Below are 23,907 nucleotides of genomic sequence, written 5' to 3'. Positions count from 1 at the left end.
GCGGGCGTGGGCGTGGCGGCCGGCGCCGTGGCGGCCGTGATGAGCACCATCCCCGGGTGCAGGACGGTCGACGCCGTTATGCCGTTGAGCCGCTGGAGCTCCGCGGCGGACACGCCGGTCCGTCGGGCGATGACCCACCAGCCGTCGTTCGGCTGCACCGTGTAGGTGCCGGTGGTGATCGGGGTGGGCTCCGGGGCGGTCGGGTCGGCGACGGTGCGCAGCACCATGCCCGGGTGGAGCACGGTCGACTCGGTCATGCCGTTGAGCTCCTGGAGGGTGGCCGCGGGCACGCCGGTGCGGCGGGCGATGGTCCACCAGCCGTCGTTCGGCTGCACCGTGTACGTGCCGGCGGTCGACGGCTCGGTCGTCGGGGCCGGCGTCGGAGCCGGGGTGGCCGGTGCCGGCGGCTGGCCGGCCGCCGTCGCGATGGCCTCGGCGCGGTCCCGCAGGTCGTCGAAGCGGGCCATCAGGTGCTGCCCCGGGCACGCGGTCGCGGACGTGGCCCGGTGCGGGAAGATCGTGTCCACGGTGACGGGCGTGCCCGCGGCGTACTTCGTGCTGCCGCCCGAGGTCAGGGTGACTCGGCCCCGCGCGTCGATGCCGTCGCGGTACAGGTAGTAGGCGGTGGCGCGGGCCATCGCGTCCACCACCTCCTCGGACGGGGCGACCACGTCGTAGTTGCCCATCGTGGAGATGCCCATCGTGCCCCGGTTGAACCCGCCCGCGTGCGTGCCCAGCGGGTTCGAGTCCAGGGCGCCGCGGCGGCCCTCGTAGATGTTGCCGAAGCGGTCCGTGATCAGGTGGTACGGGAAGTCGCCCCAGCCGAGGGTCCTCGTGTAGTACGCGTAGATGCCGCGCATCTGCTCCACGGCCTGGGCGCGCGAGTAGTCGTTCGTGCCGGCCGTGTGGTGGATGGTCAGCGCGCGCACCTGGTCGAACTGCGGGGAGGACTCGGCCCAGGACTCGTCCGCGCCCCACTGCGCGCGGGTGATCACGTCCGGGAGGATCTTCGCGCGCGCATCCGAGGCCGTGGCCACGGTGCGGGCCTCGGCGGGTGCGGCGCCCCCGACGACGGCGCTCGACTTCACGCCCCGCGGCAGGCCGGCCGTCTCCGCGGCCTGCTCGGCGGTCACCGCCGGGTGCGCGCTCGCGACGGTCTCGTCCGTGGCGGCCGTGCCCGGGTCGATGAGGGACAGCTCGAGGCCGGCCGGGGCTGCGCCGTCGGCGGTGGTCACGCGCAGCTGGGCGCCGTCCGCGCCGAACGCGACGAACGGGTCCGTGCCGGTGCGCGCGGGGGCGGCGTCCTCGGGCAGGACGGGCCGATCCAGGACCTGCCACGGGCCCCAGGCCCCGTCCTGACGCACGCGGATCTCCACGCGCTCGACGGCGTCGTCCGCCGCGGTGTCCCACACGGCGGCGGCCACCGTGAACGGGCGGTCCACTACGGGCTCGCCGAGCACGACGCCGGCCGGAGCCTCCTCGGCCGGGACGAGGTTCTCGCCCTCCTGCGGGACGGTCGCGACGCCGGCGCCCTCGACGGGAGCGGCCGACGCGGGGGTCGCGGCCGCGCCGACGGTCGTGGCGCGGGCGGCGTCGTCGAGCGGGCGCACGTCGGGGGCGCCCTCCGTGGTCGCGGACGGCGGCTGCGGGAGCAGGCCGCCGACGAGGACGGAGAGCGCGGCGACCGCGACGGCGGGCGCGAGCGGGCGGGGGGACGCGGCGGAGCGCGGCGGGAGAATCTTCATGCGGATGCCTTCGGAAGGTGGAGTGCCCGAGGAACGACAGGCGCGGGCCGTGTCGCTTTCCCGGGTCGGTGACGTGGTGAGGGCGGGATGAGGGCCGGAGAGCCGTCGTGATCGTAGCGTGATCGACCATTCCCGGGAACATTTTTCGAAGGCTTGTCGGGTGATTTCACGCCCCCGTGATGTCCGGTTCACCCATTCACAGGTGGGCGCGGTGTGGCACCGGGGCGGAGCACAGCGGAGGGGTGTCGGGTCCGCGCCGGGGGATACGGTGACGGGAGACCACCACGGGCCGCCCGGCCCGGGAACCAGAGGAGGCAGACCATGGCGGAGCCGATCCACATCGGCGCGGCGGCGGACGTCCCGGAGGGCGAGGCGATCGTCGTCCCGGCGGCGACGGCGGGGACGAGGGACGACGTCGCGGTGTTCCACACGGACGCGGGCGAGTTCCACGCGATCGACGACACGTGCACCCACGAGGACGCCTCGCTGGCCGAGGGCTGGCTCGAGGACGACCGCGTGGAGTGCCCCCTGCACGCCGCGCAGTTCTGCCTGCGCACCGGCGAGGCGCTCTGCCTGCCCGCCACCAAGGGCGTCGGCGTGCACCGCGTCGAGGAGCGCGAGGGCCAGCTCTACCTCGTCCCCGGCGCATGAGCCACGACGTCGACGCCCCGGCGGGCGTGCCCGGCTCGGTCGTGGTGGTGGGCGGCGGCGTCGCGGGCTTCGCCGTGGTCCGCGAGCTGCGGCGCCGCGGTTTCGCGGGCGGGATCGCCCTCGTGGACCCGCAGGGCGTGCCCTATGACCGGCCGCCCCTGAGCAAGGAGTTCCTGACCGGCGACGCGGACGCGCACCGCCTGCTGCTCGCCCCGCCGACGTGGTTCGCCGAGCACGGGGTGGAGCTGGTGGAGGACGAGGCGGTCCGGGTGGTGCCGGGCGGCGTCCACCCCGACGGCGGCCCCGCGCCCCACCGGGTGGAGACGGCCTCCGGGCGGGTCCTGGAGGCGGACGCGGTCGTGCTCGCCACGGGCGGGCGACCCCGGGCCCTCGACGTCGCCGGCGCCGACCACCCGGACCTGATCACCCTGCGCACCCGCTCCGACGCCGAGGCCCTGCGCGACCGCCTGACGTTCGGGGCCGAGGTGGCGGTCGTGGGCGGCGGCTTCACGGGAGCGGAGGTTGCGGCCGCGGCGCGTCGCTCGCTCGCCGCGGTGACGCTCGTGACCGGGACGGACGCCCCGGCTCGCGCGGCGGTCGGGCCGGCGCTGGCCGCGCGCCTGCACCGGATGCACGCCGAGCACGGCGTCGCGGTCGAGGTCGGCCGGGCGGCCTGGATCGAGCACCGGGACGCCGACGGCGGCGCCGCGCTGCCGGCCGCCCACCGGCTCCACCTCCACGACGGGCGGACCGTGGACGCCGACGTCGTGGTGCTGGCCGGAGGCACCGTGCCGGACACCGCCCTCGCCGAGGACGCCGGGCTGGAGGTGGCCGACGGCGTGCTCACGGACGCGATGGGCCGCACGGCCGTGCCCGGGATCCTGGCCGTGGGTGACGCCGCGCGCGCCCGGGAGTCCGCGTGGGCGCCGTCGCGGCACTGGGAGCCGGCCCTGCGGTCCGGTGCGGCCGCCGCGGCGGCGCTCCTGGGGGAGCAGGCGGACGCCCCGGGCGCCCCGTGGTTCTGGTCCGACCGGTACGACGCACACGTGGAGGCCGTGGGGGACATGACGGTGCCGGCCGGTGGGCGGATCGTGGATCGCGAAGTGCGCGGCGTCGTGGTGGCGAGCTTCGCGCTGGCCGCGGACGGGACCCTGCGCGGGGCCGCGTCGATTGACGACCCCATGACCGTCAAGGCCGCCCGGCGCATCATCGACCGGGGGATCGTGGTGGACCCTGCCGCGCTCGCGGACCCGGCCGTGCCGGTGAAGTCGCTGGCGCGGGGGTGAGGGCGCCCGTTTCGTCAACGAAAGCGGTCAGGTGCCGCAGTAGGTGACGAACGGGGCCCCGTCCGCCGGACCCGGCTCCGCGTACCGCTCGAACCCGGGGCGCGGGGTGAAGGGATCCGTGACGGCCTCGAGCAGCCGGTGGACCGGGGCGAGGTCCCCGCCCTCCGCGGCCGTCAGGGCCTCGTCGAGCAGGTGGTTCCGCGGGATGTAGACGGGGTTCACCGCGCGCATGCGGGCCGGATCGGGACCCATCGCCCGCCAGTCCGCGAGCCAGGCGGCGAGCCCCGCGGGGTCCGGGGCGCCGGGGACGAGTCGTGCCGCTTCGGTGCGCGCCGCGTCGTCGTCCACGGGCGCCGCCGTGTGCTCGGCCAGCCGCACCCAGAACGAGGTCCAGTCGGTCCGCGCCGCGGCCAGCCACGGGAACAGGCGGTCGGTGAGCGCGGCGACGTCGTCCTCCGCCACCGATGCCGGGAGGCCGAGCTTGTCCCGCAGTCCGCCCCGCCACGCCGCGAGATGGGCGCCGTGGAACCTGCCCAGCGCCTCCTGGGCGAGTGCGACGGCGCGGTCGGGGTCGTCGTCGAGCACGGGCACGAGGGCCTCGCCGAGCCGGGCGAGGTTCCACGCGGCGATGGGCCCCTGGTTGCCGTACGCGTACCGGCCCTGGGTGTCGATCGAGGAGAAGCTCGCGGCCGGGTCGAAGGCGTCGATGAACGCGCAGGGGCCGTAGTCGATGGTCTCGCCGGACAGGGTCATGTTGTCCGTGTTCATCACACCGTGCACGAAGCCGACGAGCATCCAGCGGGAGATGAGCTCGGCCTGCGCGGCGATCACCGCCTCGTAGAGCGCGAGCGCGGGGTGCTCGGCGTCGGTGGCGTGCGGGTGGTGGCGGGCGATGGCCTCGTCGACGATCCGGCGCAGCACCTCCGTGGGGTGCGCCTGCTCGGGGAGGGCCGCGGCGTACTGGGCCGTGCCGACGCGCAGGTGCGACGCGGCCGTCCGGGCCAGCACCGCACCCGGCAGCACGGTCTCGCGGCGGACCGGGTGGCCCGTGCCGACGACGGCCAGCGCCCGCGTGGTCGGCACGCCGAGGGCGTGCATCGCCTCGGAGACCACGTACTCGCGGAGCATGGGGCCGAGCACGGCCTGCCCGTCGGCGTTGCCGCGCGCGAAGGGCGTGCGACCGGAGCCCTTGAGATGCAGGTCGTGGAGCCGACCGTCCGGAGCCGTGAGCTCGCCGAGGAGGAGGGCGCGCCCGTCACCCAGGCGGGGAGAGTAGTGGCCGAACTGGTGGCCCGCGTACGCCTGCGCGACCGGCCGCGCGCCCGGGCCGGGCTGCTCGCCGGTGAGGAAGGAGACGCCGTCGTCGGTGGCGAGCCACTCGGCGTCGAGGCCGAGCTCCGCCGCGAGGCCGGCGTTGAGCAGGACGAGCTGCGGGCCGTCCGTGGCCTGGGCCTGCCAGGGCAGGGCGAGCTCCGGGAAGGTGTCGGCGAAATGCGAGCTCAGGGCGGGAACGGACGCGGTCATGGGGCCACGCTACGTGGGGGAGGCCGGGTGTTCACGGGCCGACTCCCACCGGGCCCGTCCTTTAGAGGCGGGAAATCGACCCCACGGGCGTGGACCAGAGCGCTTTGACCTGGATTTCCCGCCTCGAAACGGGGGGCCGTGGCGGACTGCGGTGACCGTGGATCTCACCGGGTCACCCACCGAACGCGGCCGCCCGGCGCCGCACCCGGGCGACGACGTCCGCGTAGTCGTCCCGGGCGTCGGCCCACATGACCTTGATCGAGAGCCAGTCGCGGTCGGCGCACCAGCGGTCGCGCAGCACGTCCCGGGCCTGCTGCTCGGCGGAGCGGTGGTGCTCGCCCTCGTATTGCAACGCGAGGCGCCACGGCCGATACCCGAGGTCGACCGTCGGAGCGCGGCGGTCTGACGGGTCCAGCCGGCACTGCACCTCGGGCTCCGGCAGCCCGGCATCGACGAGCGCCAGCCGCAGACGTGTCTCGCGCGGCGAATCCGCCCCCACGCGCATCCTCGCCAGCGCCGCCCGGGCCAGTCCTCGCCCCTGGAAACGTCCCCGTTCGGCCAGCGATCGGACGAGCTCCTCCGGGGTGTAGGCGGGAGCCCCGCGTCCGCCGCCGGGCAGCCACGGCGGGTAGAGCAGCGCGTCACCGGCGGCGACGACGTCCCGCTCGGTGAGCGCCGACCGTGCCGCGCACAGGTCCCACAGCGTGCGGGCCGGCGTCGTCACGAGCACGCCGCCCCGCGTCATCCGCTGTCCCTCCGGCACCTCGATGCGGTGCGGCACCAGACCCGCCTGGACCGGCCGGCCGCCCGAGGTGCCGACGCTGACGTGCACCGCACCGGGGGCCAGCAGCCGTGCGGGCACGGTCAGGCCGTGCAGGCGGGCGGCGGTCTCATGGCTGACGACGACGCCGGGGTGGCGCCGCTGGTACGCGCGGACCTCGTCCATCGTCCACTCACGGACGGAGGCCGCCGCAGGGCCGGCCGGCCCGTAGATGCCGTGGCGCAGCCGCCGCAGGTCTGAGGACTGCAGTCGGGACCACGTCACACCCGCCCGGCGCGCGTCGTCGACCGTGAAGGCGGCGGGGTCGATCGACGGCGGCAGCGGGGCGGGACGACGGGGCATGCGGCGAGCGTGCCCCGTCGCTCCGCGTCCCGAGACGGACGAGCGGGGGCCTGGGGATGCACGAGCGGGCCCGGCGCGGTTGTGCAGGAGGCGGTGGCGTCCCCCGGGGCGCCGGCCTCGAGCCATTCGAGGCGGGAAATCCACGTCATGGGCCGGGATCGGGCGCTCTTGAGGTGGATTTCGCGCCCCGAAGTGAGGGGATGACCAGGTCAGTACGACGCGCGGGGCCCGCCCTGCCCGTCCGAGCCCACGGCGTCGGTCGGTGCCGGGCACCAGCGGTCGGCGAGGGCCTCCGCGGCGCGGGCCAGCAGGGCGACGTCGGCGCCCACGTTGACGTAGTCCGCGCCGGCGGCGGCGTAGGCGTCGGCCTGCGCGGGCACGAACGCGTTGACGCCCACGATCTTCCCGGCGGCCTTGACCCTCGTGATGACCTCCTCGACCGCGGCCACCACCTCCGGGTGCGACTGCTGGCCGAGCAGGCCCAGGGACGCGGAGAGGTCCGAGGGGCCGATGAAGACGCCGTCGATCCCGTCCACTGCCGCGATCTCCTCGGCGTTGCGCACGCCCGCGGCCGTCTCGATCTGCACGATCACGGAGACGTGGTCCGCCGCGCCGGGCAGGTAGCCGGGGATCCGGTTCCAGCGGCCCGAGCGTGCCAGGGCGGAGCCCACGCCGCGCACCCCGCCCTCGGCGGAGCCGTCCGGGTAGCGGGCGGCGGCCACGGCGCGGCGGGCCATCGCGGCGTCGTCGACCATGGGCACCAGCAGCGTCTGGGCGCCCAGGTCCAGGAACTGCTTGATGGCCACGGTGTCCAGCGCCGGCACGCGCACCAGGGTGGGCACGCGGTAGCCGGCGATCGTGCGCAGCTGGGTGAGGACGTCCTGCAGGGTCAGCGGGGCATGCTCGGCGTCGATGAGCAGGTAGTCGAGGCCCGCGCCGGCGCAGATCTCCGCCGTCGTCGGGTCCCCGGAGGAGAGGAACATGCCGGCGGCGGGGCGGCCCCCACGGGCGGCGACGGCCTCGGGCGTGAAGAGGTCGCGGAACAGCGGCTGCGGGTTGTGGCGGACGGGCATGGGACGTTCCTCCGGGGTTCTCCGCGCCCTCCACCCGACGCGGGTTGAGTTGTCGCGGGTGGAGCGGGGTCGTACTGGTGATAGGTCAACCCGCGTTGCGGGCAGGCGGGCGGGGCGACGACGGCGGCCGGCTCAGGCGAAGCGGCAGGTGATGGTGCCGAGCGGGCCGTAGTCGGCGTAGACGGTGTCGCCCTGGTACACCCACATCGGGCGGGTGAAGGAGCCGGCGAGCACGATCTCACCGGCTTCGAGCGCGTCTCCGTGCCCGGCGATGCGGTTGGCCAGCCAGTGCACGCCGTTGGCCGGGTGGTTCAGCACGCCCGCGGCCACGCCGGTCTCGATGATCTCCTCGTTGCGGGAGAGGATGCCGGAGACCCAGCGCAGGTCCACGTCGTGCACGCCCACGGGGCGGCCGCCGATCACCAGGGAGCCCAGGGCGGCGTTGTCCGAGATGGTGTCCGTGATGGTGCGGCCGGCCATCTCGATGCGCGAGTCCAGCACCTCCAGCGCGGGCACCACGTACTCGGTGGCGCGCAGCACGTCCATCAGGTTCAGACCGGGCCCGCGCAGCTCGTCCCGCAGCACGAACGCCAGCTCCATCTCGATGCGGGGGTGGGTGTACTTCTTCCACTCGTACACGTGGCCGGACTCGAACACCTGGTCGTCGAAGATCACGCCGTAGTCCGGTTCGTCGATCCCGGTCGCGTCCTGCATGGCCTTGGAGGTCAGGCCGATCTTGTGGCCCACCTTGCGGCGGCCCGCCTCGACCTGACGCTCGGCCCAGATGCGCTGGATGGCGTACGAGTCCTCGATCTCCATCTCCGGGTAGCGCGCGGTCAGCCGCGGCACGGGCACGCGGTCGATGCCCGCGCGGTGCAGCTCGTCGGCGATCTTGAGGTGGGTCTCGTGGTCCAGCACAGCGGTCTCCTTCACGACGACGGGCAGGGGCCTGGCCTTGATCGTATACGATTACGCGGCTCGGCCCCCGGCCCCGTCGCCATCCTGTCACCGCCCCGGATCAGTCCGGGGCGCGCGTCCCGATGCCCAGCCCGGGCTTGCGGCGGTGCACCGTGAGCCAGGCCAGCCCCCCGACGCCCGTCTGCGAGGCGGGACACCCCTGCTCCCCACGCTTTGAGGCGGGAAATCGAGCTCAAACTGGCCCTCCCGGCTCGAATGAGGTGGATTTTCCGCCTCGAACGGCGTGGGGCGGGGAGACGCGGAGGATGGCAGGGAGGGCGGACGCCGACGGCGGGCACCTGCGTTGGGTGCCCGCCGTCGTCGTGGTGTCCCGAAGCGGCGCCCGGCAGTGCCGTCAGAGCTGGTTGCCGAGCTTGTACTCGCCCTGCTTCCACTCCGGCATGGACTCCTCGCCCTGCCCCTCGCGGGTGTAGGAGAAGCCGTCGGCGCCGATGGTCACGGCCATCTCCGAGTCGTCGGTGCGGGAGACCAGCGGCTGCAGGTTGCCGTCGAGGTCCAGTACGCGGGAGGCGTCGGTGTACCAGGACGGCACGACCGGGGTGCCCCACCAGTCGCGACGCTGGTTGTCGTGCACGTCCCAGGTGACCACGGGGTTGTCCGGGTCGCCGGTGTAGTAGTCCTGGGTGTAGACCTCCACGCGGTGGCCGTCCGGGTCGCGCAGGTAGAGGTAGAACGCGTTGGAGACGCCGTGGCGTCCCGGGCCGCGCTCGATGTGGTCGGACATGCGCAGGGCGCCGAGCTTGTCGCAGATCGCCAGGATGTTGTGCTTCTCGTGCGTGGCGAAGCACACGTGGTGCATCCGGGGGCCGTCGCCGCCGGTCATGGCGGTGTCGTGCACGGTGGGCTTGCGGCGCATCCACGCGGCGTAGACGGTGCCGTTCTCGTCCTGGATGTCTTCGGTGATGCGGAAGCCCAGGTCCTGCATGTAGCGGGCGGCGCGCGGCACATCCGGGGTCACCTGATTGAAGTGGTCCAGGCGGACCAGGGCGCCCGGGGTGTAGAGGTCATAGCGCCAGGCCAGGCGCTCCACGTGCTCGACGTCGTGGAAGAACTCGTAGGGGAAGCCCAGCGGGTCCTCGACGCGCACGGAGTCGCCGACGCCCTTGACGAAGCCGTCCCTCCGGCGCTCGACACGGCAGCCCAGCTCCTCGTAGAAGGCGACCGCCTTGTCCAGGTCCTCGGGGGTGCGCACGCGGTAGGAGAACGCGGCCACGGCGGCGGTCTCGCCCTGGCGCAGCACCAGGTTGTGGTGGATGAACTCCTCCATGGAGCGCAGGTAGACGGTCTCCTCGTCCTCCTCGGTGACCACGAGGCCGAGCACGTCCACGTAGAACTCGCGGGAGGCGGCGAGGTCCGTGACCACGAGCTCCATCGAGGCGCAGCGCAGGATGTCCGGCGCCTCGGACGTCGGGGTGGGGAGGGGGTTCTCCGGGTCGATGGGGGCTTCCTTGGTGACGAAGAAGCCGGAGGAGGTCTTCTGGCGGCTCTCGAGGTTGGTCATCGGTGCTCCTTGGTGAGGGGGCGGTGCGCTGTGGCCTGGGACACGGTCACGGGCTCGATCGTATACGATCCGCGCGGCCGACGGGAAGGCGGTCGAGGAACGCGGGTTGAGTTGTCGCGGGACCGGGGCGCCTGCACCCGCGACAACTCAACCCGCGTCGGTGGGCCGGGGGAGAGGCCCGGCCCGGCCCCACCACGACGACGTCGCCCGCACCGTCGCGGGGACGGTGCGGGCGCGGTCGTGGTCGCCGGTCAGCGCGGGGTCAGCCGTCGATCTTCGCCGCGGCCTGCTCCTGCTTGCCGAACACCGGGTTGTGGACCTCGCCGAGGTTGATGTGCACGGCCTGCTGGTCGGTGTAGAAGTCGATCGAGCGGTAGCCGCCCTCGTGGCCCAGGCCGGAGGCCTTCACCCCGCCGAACGGGGTGCGCAGGTCCCGCACATTGTTGGAGTTCAGCCACACCATGCCGGCCTCCACGTTCTGCGCGACGTTGTGGGCGCGCTTGAGGTCGTTGGTCCAGATGTAGGCGGCCAGACCGTACTTGGTGTTGTTGGCCAGCTGCAGGGCCTCCTCCTCCGTGTCGAAGGGGGTGATGGCCACGACCGGGCCGAAGATCTCCTCCTGGAAGATCCGGGCGTCCGGGGCCACGTCCGCGAACACGGTGGGCTGCACGAAGTTGCCCTCGGGGAAGCCCTCCGGGCGGCCGCCGCCGGCCACCAGGCGGGCCTCGGTCTTGCCGATCTCCACGTAGGACATGACCTTCTCGAAGTGCTCCGGGTGCACGATGGCGCCGACCTCGGTGGTCTCGTCGTCCGGCAGGCCGACCTTCACGCGGGAGGCCTGGGCGGCGTAGCGCTCCACGAACTCGTCGTAGACGGAACGCTGGACCAGGATGCGGGAGCCTGCGGTGCAGCGCTCGCCGTTCAGGGAGAACACGCCGAAGATGGTCGCGTCGATCGCCGCGTCCAGGTCCGCATCCTCGAACACCACGGCCGGGGACTTGCCGCCGAGCTCCATGGACAGGCCCTTCAGGTGCGGGGCGGCGTTGGCGAAGATGATCTGGCCGGTGCGGGACTCGCCGGTGAAGGAGATCAGCGGCACGTCCGGGTGCTTCACGAGCGGGTCGCCCGCGTAGCCCTCCTCACCGAAGCCGTGCACCATGTTGAACACACCCTTCGGCAGGCCGGCCTCCTCGAAGATGTCGCCCCACAGGGAGGCCGAGAGCGGGGTGAACTCCGCCGGCTTCAGGACCACCGAGTTGCCGGTGGCGATGGCCGGGGCCAGCTTCCAGGACTCCAGCATGAACGGGGTGTTCCACGGGGTGATCAGGCCGGCGACGCCGATCGGCTTGCGGTTCACGTAGTTGATCTGGCGGCCCGGCACCTTGAAGGTGTCGTCGTGCTGGGCCACGATCAGGTCCGCGAAGAAGCGGAAGTTCTCGGCGGCGCGGGCGGCCTGGCCCCTCGCCTGCTTGATCGGCAGGCCGGTGTCGAAGCACTCCATCTCGGCCAGCTGGTCGCCGCGGGTCTCCATGATGTCGGCGATCGCGTGCAGCACGCGGGAGCGCTGGCGCGGCAGGGCCTGGGACCATTCGCCGGACTCGAAGGCCCGCTTGGCGGCGGCGACGGCGCGGTCGATGTCCGCGGCCTTGCCGGAGGCGGCCGTCAGGTACGGCTCGTTGGTCACCGGGTCGAGCACCTCGAAGGTGTCGCCGTCGATCGAGTCAACGAACTCGCCGTCGATGTAGTGGCGCAGGACGTCGGGCAGGCCCTCGGGCTTGCGGGCCTCGATGCTGGTCTTCTCCGTCATGGTGTCTCTTTCACTGAGTTCTTCGGGTGGGTCTGATGATCGGGGCTTGGAGCAGCCGGCGTCGGCGCCGGTCCGGCCGGCGGTCACGCGGACGGCTCGGCGCTGTGCTCCAGGTAGGCGTGCAGGGTGTTCAGGCGGTGGGCGCGGGCGGCGGCCTCGATCTCCTCGAAGCGCGCCCCGTCCTCGATCAGGCGCAGCAGGTGCTCGTGCTCGTCCACGGAGGCCACCGCCCGACCGGGCACGTACGCGAACGTGGAGGAGCGCAGCGCGGCCAGGCGGTTCCAGCCGCGGTGCACCAGGTCGTGCACGTGCTCGTTCTGGTGATGCTCGAACAGGATCGAGTGGAAGCGGCGGTTGAGCTCGGTGAACGCCACCGGGTCCCAGGCCTTCTCCGACTCCGTCATCGCGCGCATGGTCGCGTTCACCTCGCGGGCCGCCGCGAGGTCCTCGGCGGTCACGTGCGGGGCGCACTGGGCGGTGGAGAACCCCTCCACCAGCGCCAGCGTCTCCATGGTGTGGCGGTACTCGACTGGGTCGATGCCCACCACGGTGGCGCCCACGTTGCGCTCGTAGGCCACCAGCTTCTCGGACTGCAGGCGGCGGATCGCCTCCCGCACGGGCACCACGGACATGCCCAGCTCCGCGGCGATCTGGGACAGCACCAGCCGGTCGCCCGGCTCGTGGCGCTGGTCCCGGATCCCCTCGAGGATCGCCTGGTAGGCGCGGTCCGCCTTGGAGACGGGGGCTCCTGCGAGGCCGACCGTTCCGATGTCCGTGCGGCGCATGCTCAGGCGTCGCCCTCCGGGGCCGGGGCGTCCGGCAGGGTCTTGCGGTACTCGGCGAACTTGGCCTTCCACTCGGCGTTCGGGGGGAACATCCCGTCCACCGGGTAGCCGGCCTTGACCTGCTCGTACGCCCAGGCGTCCTGGAGCTCCTGCTCGTAGGCGTCGTCCACGACCTCCTGGAGCAGGGACGGCGGGATGACCACCACACCGTCGTCGTCGCCGACGATGATGTCGCCGGGCTGCACGGTGGTGCCGCCGCAGGCGATGGTGCCGCCGACCTCCCAGGGGATGTGACGGCGGCCCAGCACCGCCGGGTGCGTGGCGCCGGCGTACACCTGGAGGCCGACCTCGGCGACGGCGGCGGAGTCGCGGATGCCGCCGTCCGTGATCACGGCGTTCGCGCCGTTCACCTGGGCGCGCAGGGCCAGGACGTCCCCGAGGGTGCCGGTGCCGTGCTCGCCACGGGCCTCCATGACCACCACGTCGTCCGGTTGCACCGAATCGATGGCCCGCTTCTGGGCGTTGAAGCCGCCGCCGAACTCCTTGGCCAGGTCCTCGCGCTTGGGGATGTAGCGCAGGGTCTTCGCGTAGCCGAGGACGCGCCGACCCCGGTGGACCGGGCGCGGGCCGTCGATGGTCGCGTTCTGGACGCCGCGCTTCTGCAGCTGGGCGGTGAGGGTGGCCACCGCGGTGGCGTCGATCTTGGCGCGCAGCTCCGGGGTCAGCAGGGAGCGGTCCGGCTGCGGGGCGCTCGCGACCCAGTGGCCGTTCTCGTCCACCGCCGACGACGACGGCGCCGCGGCCTGCGGGGCCAGGCCGGCGGCCTCGCGGGAGCCCCAGGCCTCCTCGCGCTGCACGTCGTCCACCTGCGGCTGCGCGCCGAACGGGGCCAGGGCGTGCTCCGAGTCGACGACCGTCGTCACCAGGCGGCCGGTGGTCGGGGCGCCGGGGGCGCTGGGGGCGTCCACCTCCACCTCGACGACGTCGCCCGGCCGGGCCACGGAGGATCCGGCGGGGGTGCCGGTGAGGATGACGTCGCCCTCCTCGAGCGTCATGAGCTGCGAGAGGTCGGCCACGAGCCGGCCGAACGGGAAGACGAGGCCCTCGGTGGTGTCGTCCTGGACGATCTCGCCGTTGACCCAGGTGCGCACGCGCAGGGCGGCCGGGTCCAGGCCCGCGGCGGAGATCACCGCGGGGCCGAGTGGGGTGTAGCCGTCGCCGGACTTGTTCTTGACGTTGGAGCCCTTGTCCGCGTGGCGGAGGTCGTAGAGGCCCCAGTCGTTGGCGGCGGTGATGCCGGAGACGTGCGACCAGCCCTCCTCCGGGCTGACCCGCCGGGCGGCGCGGCCGATGATCAGCGCGATCTCGCCCTCGTAGGTGAGCAGCTCGGTGCCGGCGGGGCGCTCGATCGTGTCGCCGCTGCGGGCGATGGAGGTGCCGGCCTTGAGGAAGTAGCCGGGGGCCTGCGGGGACCGGCCCCGCTGGGCGATGCGGGAGGGGTAGTTCAGGTGGACGGCGAGCACCTTGCCCGGCCGGTTCTCCCGGACGGTGAAGTCGTGCTCGGTGACGGTGGGCGTGGGCTCCGGTGTGCTCTGCGTCATGGTCGAGATCGTATACGATCTTGCGGGCCCGGGGAAGAGGTCGCACGTCCGGCAAACACCGACGGCAGCGCCAGGGGGAGTGCTCCATGAAGAGCTATCACGCCGCCGCCTGAGCGGTGTATGTTAAGGATCACGGCGAAAGCACAGGAGGGTGGAAGTGGAGATCATAACGTTCTTTAACCATAAGGGCGGCGTTGCCAAAACGACCAACGCGTTCCATCTGGGATGGAAATTGGCGGAGGGTGGTGCAAGAGTCCTTCTGGTCGATGCTGATTCGCAGTGCAATCTCACGGGGCTCGCCATGGGCTTGACGCCTCCTGATGTTGAGGATGATTCAAGCGACGACGAAGTCGGGTTGGCCTCGGGTGCGCCCGGAGAATTTGTCGAATTCCAGAAGAAGACCGTTAAGTTCTGGGAAGAGGTAAAGGACGAGAATATCTACAGCGCCCTGGCGCCTGTATTTAACTCAGAGCCGGTCCCCTTGCGGCCGGTCGAATGCCGTCGAGTTTCTGGCAATGAAAACCTGTTTCTTCTTCCGGGTAGTCTGGACTTCGCGAGTTTTGAGTCAGATCTCGCGCTTGCTCACTCGCTACAGGGCTCCTTGGGCTCACAGAGGAATCTGCCGGGCGCCATTTATGCCCTGCTGACACGTACGGGAGAGGCGCTCGGGGCTGACTATCTTATCGTGGATGTGAGTCCTAGCCTTGGCGCTATCAACCAGAATATTGTTGCAATTAGTGATCAGGTTATAATTCCCTGTTCTCCCGACTATTTTAGTCAGATGGCCCTGTCTTCCCTCAAATCAATCCTCCCGTCGTGGAAGGCTGCCGCGCTGGAGTTGTCACATCGCCCACAGATTCAGGCGGCTACATATCCGTTCCCTGAGCCTAAGTTCAAATTCGGTGGGATCGTAATCTCGCGATATGTAATCTACAAGAAAAAGCCTGCGAGGGCGTTCCGCGCGTGGATTGACAATGTTATCGCGGAGTGCCGGGATGAGTTGGTGCCCGCCTTGGGGGCAGCCGGCCTTCTATTCGCCGAGGAAAATTATCGTGACGCAGGTATGCTTCCGGACTACACCCTAGCCCAGGTGCGTGAATTTAATAGCTTGCGGCCCAAGTCGCAGCTTTATGGAGTTCCGACTTTCGCTCTTACGAAAGAACAGATTGGTCTAAAGGGCAGATCGCTCGACAACAGTCTTGATCAAGTTGAAGAGTCGAATCAGGTTTTCAGTGAATTCGCGCGGAAGGTCCAGTCTCTCACGGGAATAGCGTGATGCTGATGGAGCGCGAGTCTAGAGCCCTTTCTGGATTTAGAGTCATTACGGGGGGTCTCAATGAGGCCCTTCGTCATGCGGATAGGAGTGATGATCCGGTTGCGACGCAAGCTCTTCTGCGCGGTCTCTACGGACGCGGTCTCTACGGAGTTGTCTTTGCTGGCATCGAAGTCTACCTGACCACCCTCGGGAAGGACCTGGCGGTTGATTGGATTATCCGGGAACGTAGCTCAGGCTCACGAAGCTTGAGCCGGTACAATGATTTGGTCTGCGGTCTGGGCGCCCGGCGCAGTCGGGTCGCGAAGATTGCGACTTCCCGTTCGTCGGCCGAAATTTTTGAGTTAGTTCATGCAGACTTTACGGCTGTGACACTCAATAGGCCGGTTGCTGTTGATCAGATAATTGGATTTCATGGGGTCACAGCCCTCGAACGGCAGAATCTTTGGGGCCGAGTTGCGCAACGGTCCTCCCTGGGGGGAGCGCGTGAAGCCCAGGAGGGTTTGGAACTGGCTGTGGAACGGCGAAATTCCATTGCGCACACGGGCGATCTAGGTGCATGGGGCAATGCGAGGCCGATGAAATCATCGACGGTTCAAAAGGCGTCAGTTCTTGTAGAGTCCGTCGTTCTCGAGGTAGAAGCATCGCTCACCAGTCCGCCCTTGTGGGCGAAGGGTGATTGCGGAGACGAACGCTGACACTACTGCCGACCTGTGCTCGCCCGGGCGATCGACTCGTTCACCGCCGGGGCCAGGCGCCGCACGCCCTCCACGAGCTTCTCGGCGTCCACGAACGAGTACGCCAGGCGCAGGGTGGAGTGCGTGCCCTCGACGGGGGTGAAGGCCGCCCCCGGCACGAACACCGCGCCCGCCTCGATGCCGCGGTGCATCACCTCGAGGGTGTCCACCCCGGTCGGCAGGGTGGCCCACAGGAAGAAGCCGCCCTGCGGGGTGATGAACTCGACCCCTGGGTCCCAGTGCTCACGCACCGCGTCCACGAGCGCCCCGGCCCGCTCGCGGTACAGCCCGGTCACGTGGCGGACGTGGCCCTGCCAGTCCAGCTGCGTGACGAAGGCGGTGGAGAGCATCTGCGAGTACGTGGACGCGTGGATGTAGGCCGACTCCGCGCACAGGTAGAACTCGCGCTTGAGCGCGGCCGGCACGAGCGCCCAGCCGATGCGCACGCCCGGGGAGAAGATCTTGGACATCGTGCCGAGGTGGACCACGTTGTCCCGGTGGTCGGCGGCGATCGGGGCGACGGGCTCGCCGTCGAACGCGATCTGCCCGTACGGGTTGTCCTCCACGATGAGCACGCCGTGCTTCTCGCAGATCGCGCCCACCTCGGCGCGGCGGCCCGGGGGCAGCAGGGCGCCCGAGGGGTTCGCGAACGAGGGGATCGTGTAGAGGAAGGCCACGCGGCGGCCCTCGGCGGCCAGGCGGGTCAGGGTCTCGTCGAGGGCCGCGGGCACGAGGCCGTGGTCGTCGGTGCCCGTGGCCACGGCCTCGAGCTGCCAGGTGGTGAAGGTGGTCAACGCGCCCACGAATGTGGGGTCCTCCACCACGACGACGTCGCCCGGGTTCGCGAACGCCCGGCAGGCGGTGTCGATCGCGGCCTGCGAGCCGGGGGTGATGACCACGAGCTCGGGATCCGCGTCCGGGATGCCGTCGGCGGCCATCACGGCGGTCGCGGCGGCACGCATCTCCTCGGTGCCCTGGCCCGGGCCGTACTGCAGGGACTCCGTGCCGAACCGGGTCATCAGGTCGGAGGCGATCCGGCCCAGCTCGTCGAGGGGCAGGTCGGCGAGCCACGGGTTCCCGCCCGCGAGCGAGATGAGGTTCGGGTCCATCGCGATGTCGAAGACGTCGCGGACCGCGGACTGCTTCACGCCGACGGCGCGCTGGGACAGGTGATCTCGGAGGTTCCGCACGCTCGGCACCCTATAGCACGGCGCGGCCGTGCCCGAAGGTCCGATGACGGGCGACGACGGCGGGTCGCGCGGTCAGGGGGCGCTCGGCTCCTGGGCGGGGGACCACGTGCCCTGGGTCGGCTCGGCGGGACCCCAGGACGACTCGCCCTCCGGCGCCCACGTCTGCCCGCCGGATCCGTCGCTCGGCTCCCCACTCGGCGTGGGCTCCCCCTGCGGGACGTCCACGGACTCGCCGAGGCGGAGCGGCTCGAGCCCCAACACGTCGTCGAGGTCCCGGCCGTCCACCTCGAGCCGGACCTGTCCCGCTGACGTGAAGGCGGCGGCGGTCGCCTGCAGCTGGGCGCGGATCCGCTCGGCCGTGCAGTCGTCCTCCGGCGTCACGGTGCCGGTGAAGGTGAAGATCTCCACGTCGCCCTCGCGGCGGTGCCCGGTCGGGGTGAGGGTCTCGCGCGCGTCGAACACGGCGTTCCACAGCGACGGGTCGCCGTGCCAGCCCTGCTCGTCCGCGAACAGGAAGTCCAGCGCGGCGTCCGCCTCGTCCTCGGTGTCCGTCGGCACGGTCTGCACGGGAACCAGCAGGTCGCCGCAGCCGAAGGGCCGGCCGCTCGTCCCCGGGACCGCCTCCGTCTCCGCGACGGCGAGGTAGACCGTCAGCGGCTGGTACCCCTCCGTCGCGGGCAGGGGCACGCCGTCGTCGGACGCCGAGTCCTCGGCCAGGCCGGGGTCGACCGCGCAGCCGGCCAGCAGGCACGCGGCGGCCACGGCACCCATGAGCCGCAGGGCGCGGGGAGGGGAGGGCGGGCGCATCGGGTACTCCTGGCGGTCGGGGCTCGGCGGCGTCGGACGGGCCGACGGCCCCTCCATGCTACGGCCGTCCGCCTCGCCCGCCGCGAGCGGGTGTGAGGCCTCCCACGGGTGGGAAGGGGCCCGCGGGCGGACGGCCGCGGCGGGCTAGGCTGGAGGCCATGCCCGTGAGGAACCGTCGCGCCGCCGCCCTGCCCGCCAAGCTCAGCCGCTCCTGGCTGCTGGTCAACGCGGCCACCCCCGACGCGTTCGCCCCCGCCCTGGCCTCCGAGGCCGACTCCGTCATCTTCGACCTCGAGGCCGCCGTGCCGGAGGAGCAGAAGGACGCGGCCCGCCGGCACGTCGTGGACGCCCTCTCCGGCGGCATGACGGCGTGGGTGCGCATCTCCGCGACCTCCACGGACCACTGGCAGCGGGACCTCGAGGCGCTCGCGGGCCTCGACGGCGTGCGCGGCGTCGTGCTGGCCGAGACCAAGGAGCCGGAGCAGGTCACGTTCACCGCCATGCGGCTGCGCGCCGGCACCCCGGTGATCGCCCTGCTGGAGTCCGCCCTGGGCATCGAGAACGCCACGGCCGTGGCCAAGGCGCCGGGCACGTTCCGTCTCGCCTTCGGCGTGAACGACTTCCGCAAGGACGTCGGCGTCGGCGAGGACCCGCTGGCCATGGCCTACGCCCGCTCCCGCATGGTGATCGCCTCCCGCGTGGGCGGTCTGCCCGGGGCGATCGACGGACCGCCCGGCAACACGGACGGTGAGGACGCGGTCATCGAGTCCAGCGCCGTCACCGCCTCGATGGGCATGACCGGCCGCCTCGTCCTGAACCGGGATCAGGTGGACTGGGTCAACCGGGCGATGTCCCCGTCCGAGGACGAGCTCGCGTGGGCCCGCGACCTGCTCGAGAAGCACGCGCAGGGCGCCGCCGTCGGCGACGGCTCGTACCTGCCCCGCGTGCTGCGCGCCCAGAAGATCGCGGACCTCGCGGACTCGTACGGGCTCTGGAACGCGTGAGCACGGCCGGGGCGCGCGCATGAGTCCCCGCACCGACGGGTGGCTCCGCCCATGATGGCGTGGATCGACGGGCTGCCGCTGCTGTGGTCCATCGGGTTCTTCTGGATGCTGGCGATCCTGCGCACCCTGATCGTGTTCTCGCTCGGGCGGGGGCTGGCCTCCGGCGTCGAGCGGACCCGCTGGTTCGCCCGCGTGATGGAGGGGCCCGTCTATGTCCGAGCCCAGCGCTTCATCCAGCGCCACGGGGTGTGGGCCATCCCATTCTGCTACCTCACGGTGGGCATCCAGACGGCGGTGATCGGCTCCGCCGGCGTCGCCCGCATGCCCTGGCGCCGGTTCCTGCCGGCGGCCGCGCTCGGCACGTTCCTGTGGGGCGTGGTGTACGGGACCGTCGGGATGGCCGTGGTCTGGGCCGTCATCGGCGCGGCGCTCGGAGAGGGCCGGGGCGTCCTCGCCCTCGTGCTGATCCTCGCGGCCGTGGCCGCGTTCGTCGTCTGGCGCCGACGCCGCACGCTGCGCCGGCACGGGGCCGGGTGACGTCGTCGTCCGTGACGCGGGCCGGGCTTCGCCGCCGGGGGACTAGAGTTGACCGCGTCTTCGCCCCGGCCAGCCGCCCCGCGGCCGGGGCCGCCACCCCTTCGGAAGGACCACCATGAGCGACGAGCGCGCCCGCAGCTTCTCCGCCTCCACCGCCTCCGCCGCCGACGACGGCGCCCGCGGCACCGGCACGACCCGCGTCAAGCGCGGCCTGGCGGACATGATGAAGGGCGGCGTGATCATGGACGTCGTCAACGCGGAGCAGGCGCGCATCGCCGAGGACGCCGGCGCCGTGGCCGTCATGGCGCTCGAGCGGGTCCCAGCCGACATCCGCGCCCAGGGCGGCGTGGCCCGCATGTCCGACCCCGACCTGATCGACGGCATCGTCGAAGCCGTGTCCATCCCCGTGATGGCCAAGGCGCGCATCGGCCACTTCGTGGAGGCCCAGGTGCTGCAGGCGCTCAAGGTGGACTTCATCGACGAGTCCGAGGTGCTCTCCCCGGCGGACTACGTGAACCACATCGACAAGTGGGACTTCGACGTGCCCTTCGTGTGCGGCGCCACCAACCTCGGCGAGGCCCTGCGCCGCATCACCGAGGGCGCGGCCATGATCCGGTCCAAGGGCGAGGCCGGCACCGGCGACGTCTCCGAGGCCGTGAAGCACATCCGCACCATCCGCAAGGAGATCGCCCAGCTCCAGGGCCTGGCCCAGGACGAGCTGTACGTGGCCGCGAAGGAGCTGCAGGCGCCGTACGAACTGGTGCGCGAGGTCGCCGAGACCGGCGCCCTGCCCGTCGTGATGTTCACCGCCGGCGGCGTGGCCACCCCGGCCGACGCGGCCCTGATGATGCAGATGGGCGCCGACGGCGTGTTCGTGGGCTCCGGCATCTTCAAGTCCGGCAACCCGGCCGAGCGTGCCCGCGCCATCGTCAAGGCCACCGCCCAGTTCGACGACCCGATGGCGGTCGCCGAGGCCTCCCGCGGCCTGGGCGAGGCCATGGTGGGCATCAACGTGGGCGACCTGCCCGCCCCGCACCGCCTGGCCGAGCGCGGCTGGTGAGTCCACAGAAGACCGTCGGCGTGCTCGCCCTCCAGGGCGACGTGCGGGAGCACGTGCACGTGCTCGAGTCCCTCGGCGCGCGCACGCGCCCGGTGCGCCGCCCCGCGGACCTCGAGGGTCTGGACGGCATCGTGCTGCCCGGCGGCGAGTCCTCCGTGATGGACCGCCTCGCCCGGATCATGGGGATGAGGGACCCGCTCATCGCCGCCCTCCGCGACGGGCTGCCCGCCTACGGCACGTGCGCGGGGCTGATCATGCTGGCCCGCGAGATCCGCAACCCGGCGCCGGATCAGGGCGGGCTCGGCGTGCTGGACGTGGCCGTGCGGCGCAATGCGTTCGGCGCGCAGGTCGACTCGTTCGAGGAGGACCTGGACATCCCCGCGGTCGCGGCGGAGCCGGTGCACGCCGTGTTCATCCGCGCCCCCGCCGTCCTCCAGGCGGGGGAGGGCGTCGAGGTCCTGGCGAGCGTGCCGGCGTCGCGTCTGTCCGTGCCCGCGGCGGACCCGGGGCTCGACGGCGACGCGCGGCTGCCCGTGGCCGTGCGGCAGGGCCACCTGCTCGCCACGGCCTTCCACCCCGAGGTGACCGGCGACTGGTCCTTCCACCGGGCGTTCCTCGCGGGGCTCTGAGCGGCCGGCCTGCCCCGCGCGCGACGGGCGCGGGGCTCAGGCCTCCGCGAGCACCTCGGAGGTGACGCGGACGTCCTTCCGGGGGTCCAGGCCGAGCTCGTCGGCCACGGCCGTGGCGACGGAGGGCAGGGTGAGGACGCCGTCGTGCGCGTTGAGGCCCCCGGCGAAGCCCTCGTCCGCGGCCAGCGCGGCGCGCCATCCGAGGTCGGCGATGCGCTTGATGTAGGGCAGCGTCGCGTTGGTCAGGGCCGAGGTGGAGGTCTGGGGCACGGCGCCGGGCATGTTGGAGACGCAGTAGTAGATCTTGTCCCCCACGAGGTACGTCGGGTCCTGGTGGGTGGTGGCCCGCGAGTTCTCGAAGCAGCCGCCCTGGTCGATCGCGATGTCCACCAGCACCGAGCCGGGCCGCATGGACTCCACCATCTCGGCGGTCACCAGCTTCGGGGCCGCGGCGCCGGGGATCAGCACGGAGCCGATCACGAGGTCCGCGTCCGCCACGGTCTCACCGATGTTCAGGTGGGACGAGGCCAGCGTGCGGATCCGGCCCTGGTGGACGGCGTCCAGCTGCGCGAGCCGCTCGAGGGAGATGTCCAGGACGGTCACGTCCGCGCCCATGCCCGCGGCGATCACGGCCGCCGCCTCGCCGGCCACACCTCCGCCGATCACGGCCACCCGGGCGCGGCGGGTGCCGGGCACGCCGCCCATCAGCACACCCGAGCCGCCCTGCGGCTGGAGGAGGTGGTAGGCGCCCGCGGCGGGGGCCAGGCGGCCGGCCACCTGGCTCATGGGGGCCAGCAGCGGCAGGGAGCGGCCGCGGGTGACCGTCTCGTAGGCGATCGCCGTCGTGCCGGCGTCCAGGATCGCCCGCGTGCACGCGGGGGAGGCGGCCAGGTGCAGGTAGGTGAAGAGGACCTGGCCGCGGCGCAGGCGGCCGTACTCCTCCGGCTGCGGCTCCTTGACCTTGAGGACCAGCTCGGCGCGCTCCCAGAGCTCGTCGACGTCGTCGACCAGCTCGGCGCCGGCGTCGCGGTAGTCCTGGTCCGAGGCGCCGGAGCCGGCGCCGGCCCCCGACTGCACGAGGACCTGGTGGCCCGCTCGCACCAGCTCCTGGACCCCGCCCTGCGTCAGGGCCACACGGAACTCGTTGTTCTTCACTTCGGTGGGCACGGCGACCAACATGCGGCGAATCTAGCCCATCCGGCACGTTCCAGCGAGGGCGCGGGGGCCGCTGCGCGGTCGCGGTGCCGCCGTCACCGCGGTGCCCGTCCCGTCATACTGGTGCGGTGACTCCCGCGCTGATCTCCCTCGTGGCCGTGCTCCTGCTCCTGGTGGGGCTGGTGGGCACCGTGTATCCCGTCCTGCCCGGCTCGCTGCTCAACCTCGTGACGGCTCTCGGCTGGGCCGCGCTGCTGGGCTCCCCCGCGTCCTGGACGTTCGGCGTCATCGCGGCCGGTCTCGCCGTGGCGGGGCTGAGCGCGTCCGCGGTGCTGACCGGCCGACGGCTGCGACGTGAACGCGTCACCCGCGGCCCGATCCTGTGGGGGGTGGCCGGCGCCGCCGTCGGGTTCTTCGTGATCCCGGTGGTGGGTCTGTTCCTCGGCTTCGCCGTCGGCCTGTTCGCCTCCCAGTGGGCCCGCACCCGGGACGCCCGGGCCGCCCTGAGCAGCTCGATCGGCGCGCTCACGGCCATGGGTGTGGGCATGCTCGTGGAGTTCTGCTGCGCGCTGGGCTCGCTGACCGCCGTGGGCGTGGGCGCCCTGGTGCACGGCCTCACCGCCTGAACCGCCGGAGCCGTCCGTCCGGCGGGACCCCGCGCGCGCCGGACCCTTCGCCGGCTCAGCCGCCGGCGGGCACCCTGCCGGCCTGGGCGAGGGCGGCGAAGCCGAGGACGTGCTCCCGCAGCTCCTGCGCGGCCGCCCGGCCGTCCCCGGCGGCGGAGGCGGCGAGGATCCGCCGATGGTCGGCCTGCAGGCCGGCGCGCACGGCGGGCCAGTCGGACAGCCCGGCCACGGTCTCGGTCACGTAGCCGATGGTCGCCTGGCGCAGGGAGTCCAGCATCATCGCCGTCACGACGTTCCCGCCCAGGGTGGCCAGCCGCACATGGAACTCGGTGTCGAGCAGGTGGAAGTCCTCTTCCGGCAGCGCGGGGTCGTCCATCCGGTCCAGCAGGGTTTCCACCTCGGCCAGGACGGCGACGCTCTCGGGGTCGCCGGAGGTGGCGGCGGCCGCCTGCGCCGCATCGGTCTCGAGGAGCACGCGCGCGGCGACGACGTCGGCCATCGGCAGGGACCGGGTGGCGATGTGCAGGCGCAGCGCCCAGCCCAGCGCCGCGGACGGCTCGGAGACGACGACGGCCCCCGAGTTCGGCCCGGAGCCGGCGCTGGCGCGGATCAGGCCCATGGCCTCGAGCATCCGGGTGGCCTCCCGCACGGACGCCCGGGAGATCCCGAAGCGTTCGGCCAGGGTGCGTTCGCCGGGCAGCTTGTCCCCCACGACCACGGCGCCGGAGCGCAGCTCGGCCTCGAGCCAGTCGAGCACGATGGTGTAGGCGGGGGCAGCGGTCATGGACGGACCTTCCGAGGGGGCGGGGCGGCGA

The 23,907-nt window shown here is 72.4% G+C and carries 21 protein-coding genes; 8 read left to right on the top strand and 13 right to left on the bottom strand.

Translation table 11 applies throughout. The features are described from left to right. Positions 1-1,745: LysM peptidoglycan-binding domain-containing protein (locus J1M39_RS08380; protein WP_206496674.1), on the bottom strand; the 1,745-nt coding region annotated here is incomplete at its 3' end. 321 nt (positions 1,746-2,066) lie between these two features. On the opposite strand from J1M39_RS08380, the gene J1M39_RS08375 reads away from it, so the two are divergent. Both J1M39_RS08375 and J1M39_RS08370 read left to right on the top strand, forming a co-directional pair. Continuing rightward, a complete protein-coding gene (locus J1M39_RS08375; protein WP_002857882.1) occupies positions 2,067-2,396 on the top strand; it encodes a bifunctional 3-phenylpropionate/cinnamic acid dioxygenase ferredoxin subunit in 330 nt (109 codons plus the stop codon). Further along, on the top strand, positions 2,393-3,682 hold the full coding sequence (locus tag J1M39_RS08370; protein ID WP_206496667.1) for an NAD(P)/FAD-dependent oxidoreductase: 1,290 nt from the start codon (positions 2,393-2,395) through the stop codon (positions 3,680-3,682). Before J1M39_RS08375 ends, J1M39_RS08370 begins: the two co-directional genes overlap by 4 nt. A 27-nt stretch (positions 3,683-3,709) precedes the next feature. Here the strand turns inward: J1M39_RS08370 and J1M39_RS08365 are convergent, their stop codons facing one another. The 8 genes from J1M39_RS08365 to J1M39_RS08330 all read right to left on the bottom strand — a co-directional run bounded on the left by J1M39_RS08365 (position 3,710) and on the right by J1M39_RS08330 (position 14,074). Next, positions 3,710-5,206, bottom strand: coding sequence for a protein adenylyltransferase SelO (locus tag J1M39_RS08365; protein WP_206496666.1), 1,497 nt, complete (start codon positions 5,204-5,206; stop codon positions 3,710-3,712). Positions 5,207-5,378: 172 nt separating this feature from the next. Then, a complete protein-coding gene (locus J1M39_RS08360; protein WP_166437489.1) occupies positions 5,379-6,329 on the bottom strand; it encodes a hypothetical protein in 951 nt (316 codons plus the stop codon). A 209-nt stretch (positions 6,330-6,538) separates the two neighbouring features. Beyond that, positions 6,539-7,402, bottom strand: coding sequence for an HpcH/HpaI aldolase family protein (locus tag J1M39_RS08355; protein ID WP_274607830.1), 864 nt, complete (start codon positions 7,400-7,402; stop codon positions 6,539-6,541). A gap of 132 nt (positions 7,403-7,534) precedes the next feature. Further along, positions 7,535-8,320: a fumarylacetoacetate hydrolase family protein gene (locus tag J1M39_RS08350; protein WP_063188620.1), complete on the bottom strand. Its 786-nt coding sequence runs from the start codon at positions 8,318-8,320 to the stop codon at positions 7,535-7,537. Between the two features lie 394 nt (positions 8,321-8,714). Then, positions 8,715-9,881, bottom strand: a complete 1,167-nt coding sequence (gene hpaD, locus J1M39_RS08345) for a 3,4-dihydroxyphenylacetate 2,3-dioxygenase (protein WP_063188618.1) — start codon at positions 9,879-9,881, stop codon at positions 8,715-8,717. Positions 9,882-10,143: 262 nt separating this feature from the next. Further along, positions 10,144-11,688, bottom strand: coding sequence for a 5-carboxymethyl-2-hydroxymuconate semialdehyde dehydrogenase (hpaE, locus tag J1M39_RS08340; protein WP_063188616.1), 1,545 nt, complete (start codon positions 11,686-11,688; stop codon positions 10,144-10,146). An 83-nt stretch (positions 11,689-11,771) separates the two neighbouring features. Continuing rightward, on the bottom strand, positions 11,772-12,473 hold the full coding sequence (locus J1M39_RS08335) for a GntR family transcriptional regulator (RefSeq protein WP_063188614.1): 702 nt from the start codon (positions 12,471-12,473) through the stop codon (positions 11,772-11,774). A gap of 2 nt (positions 12,474-12,475) precedes the next feature. After that, positions 12,476-14,074, bottom strand: coding sequence for a fumarylacetoacetate hydrolase family protein (locus J1M39_RS08330; RefSeq protein ID WP_063188613.1), 1,599 nt, complete (start codon positions 14,072-14,074; stop codon positions 12,476-12,478). 151 nt (positions 14,075-14,225) lie between these two features. On the opposite strand from J1M39_RS08330, the gene J1M39_RS08325 reads away from it, so the two are divergent. After that, a complete protein-coding gene (locus tag J1M39_RS08325) occupies positions 14,226-15,350 on the top strand; it encodes a ParA family protein (RefSeq protein WP_082836627.1) in 1,125 nt (374 codons plus the stop codon). 697 nt (positions 15,351-16,047) lie between these two features. On the opposite strand, the gene J1M39_RS08320 is transcribed toward J1M39_RS08325, so the two are convergent. Together J1M39_RS08320 and J1M39_RS08315 are read right to left on the bottom strand one after the other, a co-directional pair. Next, positions 16,048-17,274: an aminotransferase-like domain-containing protein gene (locus tag J1M39_RS08320; protein WP_063188611.1), complete on the bottom strand. Its 1,227-nt coding sequence runs from the start codon at positions 17,272-17,274 to the stop codon at positions 16,048-16,050. 72 nt (positions 17,275-17,346) lie between these two features. Then, complete coding sequence (locus J1M39_RS08315) at positions 17,347-18,081, bottom strand: GerMN domain-containing protein (RefSeq protein WP_063188608.1); 735 nt, start codon at positions 18,079-18,081, stop codon at positions 17,347-17,349. 158 nt (positions 18,082-18,239) lie between these two features. On the opposite strand from J1M39_RS08315, the gene J1M39_RS08310 reads away from it, so the two are divergent. The 4 genes from J1M39_RS08310 to pdxT all read left to right on the top strand — a co-directional run bounded on the left by J1M39_RS08310 (position 18,240) and on the right by pdxT (position 21,311). Further along, positions 18,240-19,085 (top strand): HpcH/HpaI aldolase/citrate lyase family protein, encoded by an 846-nt coding sequence (locus J1M39_RS08310; protein ID WP_078026220.1) that lies wholly within the window; start codon positions 18,240-18,242, stop codon positions 19,083-19,085. A gap of 51 nt (positions 19,086-19,136) precedes the next feature. Further along, positions 19,137-19,622 carry a DedA family protein gene (locus J1M39_RS08305; protein WP_041102620.1) on the top strand — a complete coding sequence of 162 codons (486 nt, stop codon included), beginning with the start codon at positions 19,137-19,139 and terminating at the stop codon, positions 19,620-19,622. Between the two features lie 115 nt (positions 19,623-19,737). After that, on the top strand, positions 19,738-20,682 hold the full coding sequence (gene pdxS, locus J1M39_RS08300) for a pyridoxal 5'-phosphate synthase lyase subunit PdxS (RefSeq protein WP_036313496.1): 945 nt from the start codon (positions 19,738-19,740) through the stop codon (positions 20,680-20,682). Continuing rightward, a complete protein-coding gene (gene pdxT / locus J1M39_RS08295; RefSeq protein ID WP_181743471.1) occupies positions 20,679-21,311 on the top strand; it encodes a pyridoxal 5'-phosphate synthase glutaminase subunit PdxT in 633 nt (210 codons plus the stop codon). Before pdxS ends, pdxT begins: the two co-directional genes overlap by 4 nt. 36 nt (positions 21,312-21,347) lie before the next feature. Here the strand turns inward: pdxT and ald are convergent, their stop codons facing one another. Next, a complete protein-coding gene (gene ald / locus J1M39_RS08290; RefSeq protein ID WP_078026222.1) occupies positions 21,348-22,490 on the bottom strand; it encodes an alanine dehydrogenase in 1,143 nt (380 codons plus the stop codon). Between the two features lie 104 nt (positions 22,491-22,594). Here ald and J1M39_RS08285 point away from each other — a divergent pair, with 104 nt between their 5' ends. Further along, positions 22,595-23,092, top strand: a complete 498-nt coding sequence (locus tag J1M39_RS08285) for a DUF456 domain-containing protein (RefSeq protein WP_078026223.1) — start codon at positions 22,595-22,597, stop codon at positions 23,090-23,092. 55 nt (positions 23,093-23,147) lie between these two features. On the opposite strand, the gene J1M39_RS08280 is transcribed toward J1M39_RS08285, so the two are convergent. After that, complete coding sequence (locus tag J1M39_RS08280; RefSeq protein WP_002857917.1) at positions 23,148-23,876, bottom strand: FadR/GntR family transcriptional regulator; 729 nt, start codon at positions 23,874-23,876, stop codon at positions 23,148-23,150. Positions 23,877-23,907: the final 31 nt, after the last annotated feature.

Origin of the sequence: Micrococcus sp. KRD077 (genome assembly GCF_017168505.1) — a bacterium.
GTDB classification, from domain to species: Bacteria; Actinomycetota; Actinomycetes; order Actinomycetales; family Micrococcaceae; genus Micrococcus; species Micrococcus luteus.
The sequence above is the reverse complement of the archived record's forward strand: the minus strand, read 5'-3'. Positions and strand labels throughout refer to the sequence as shown.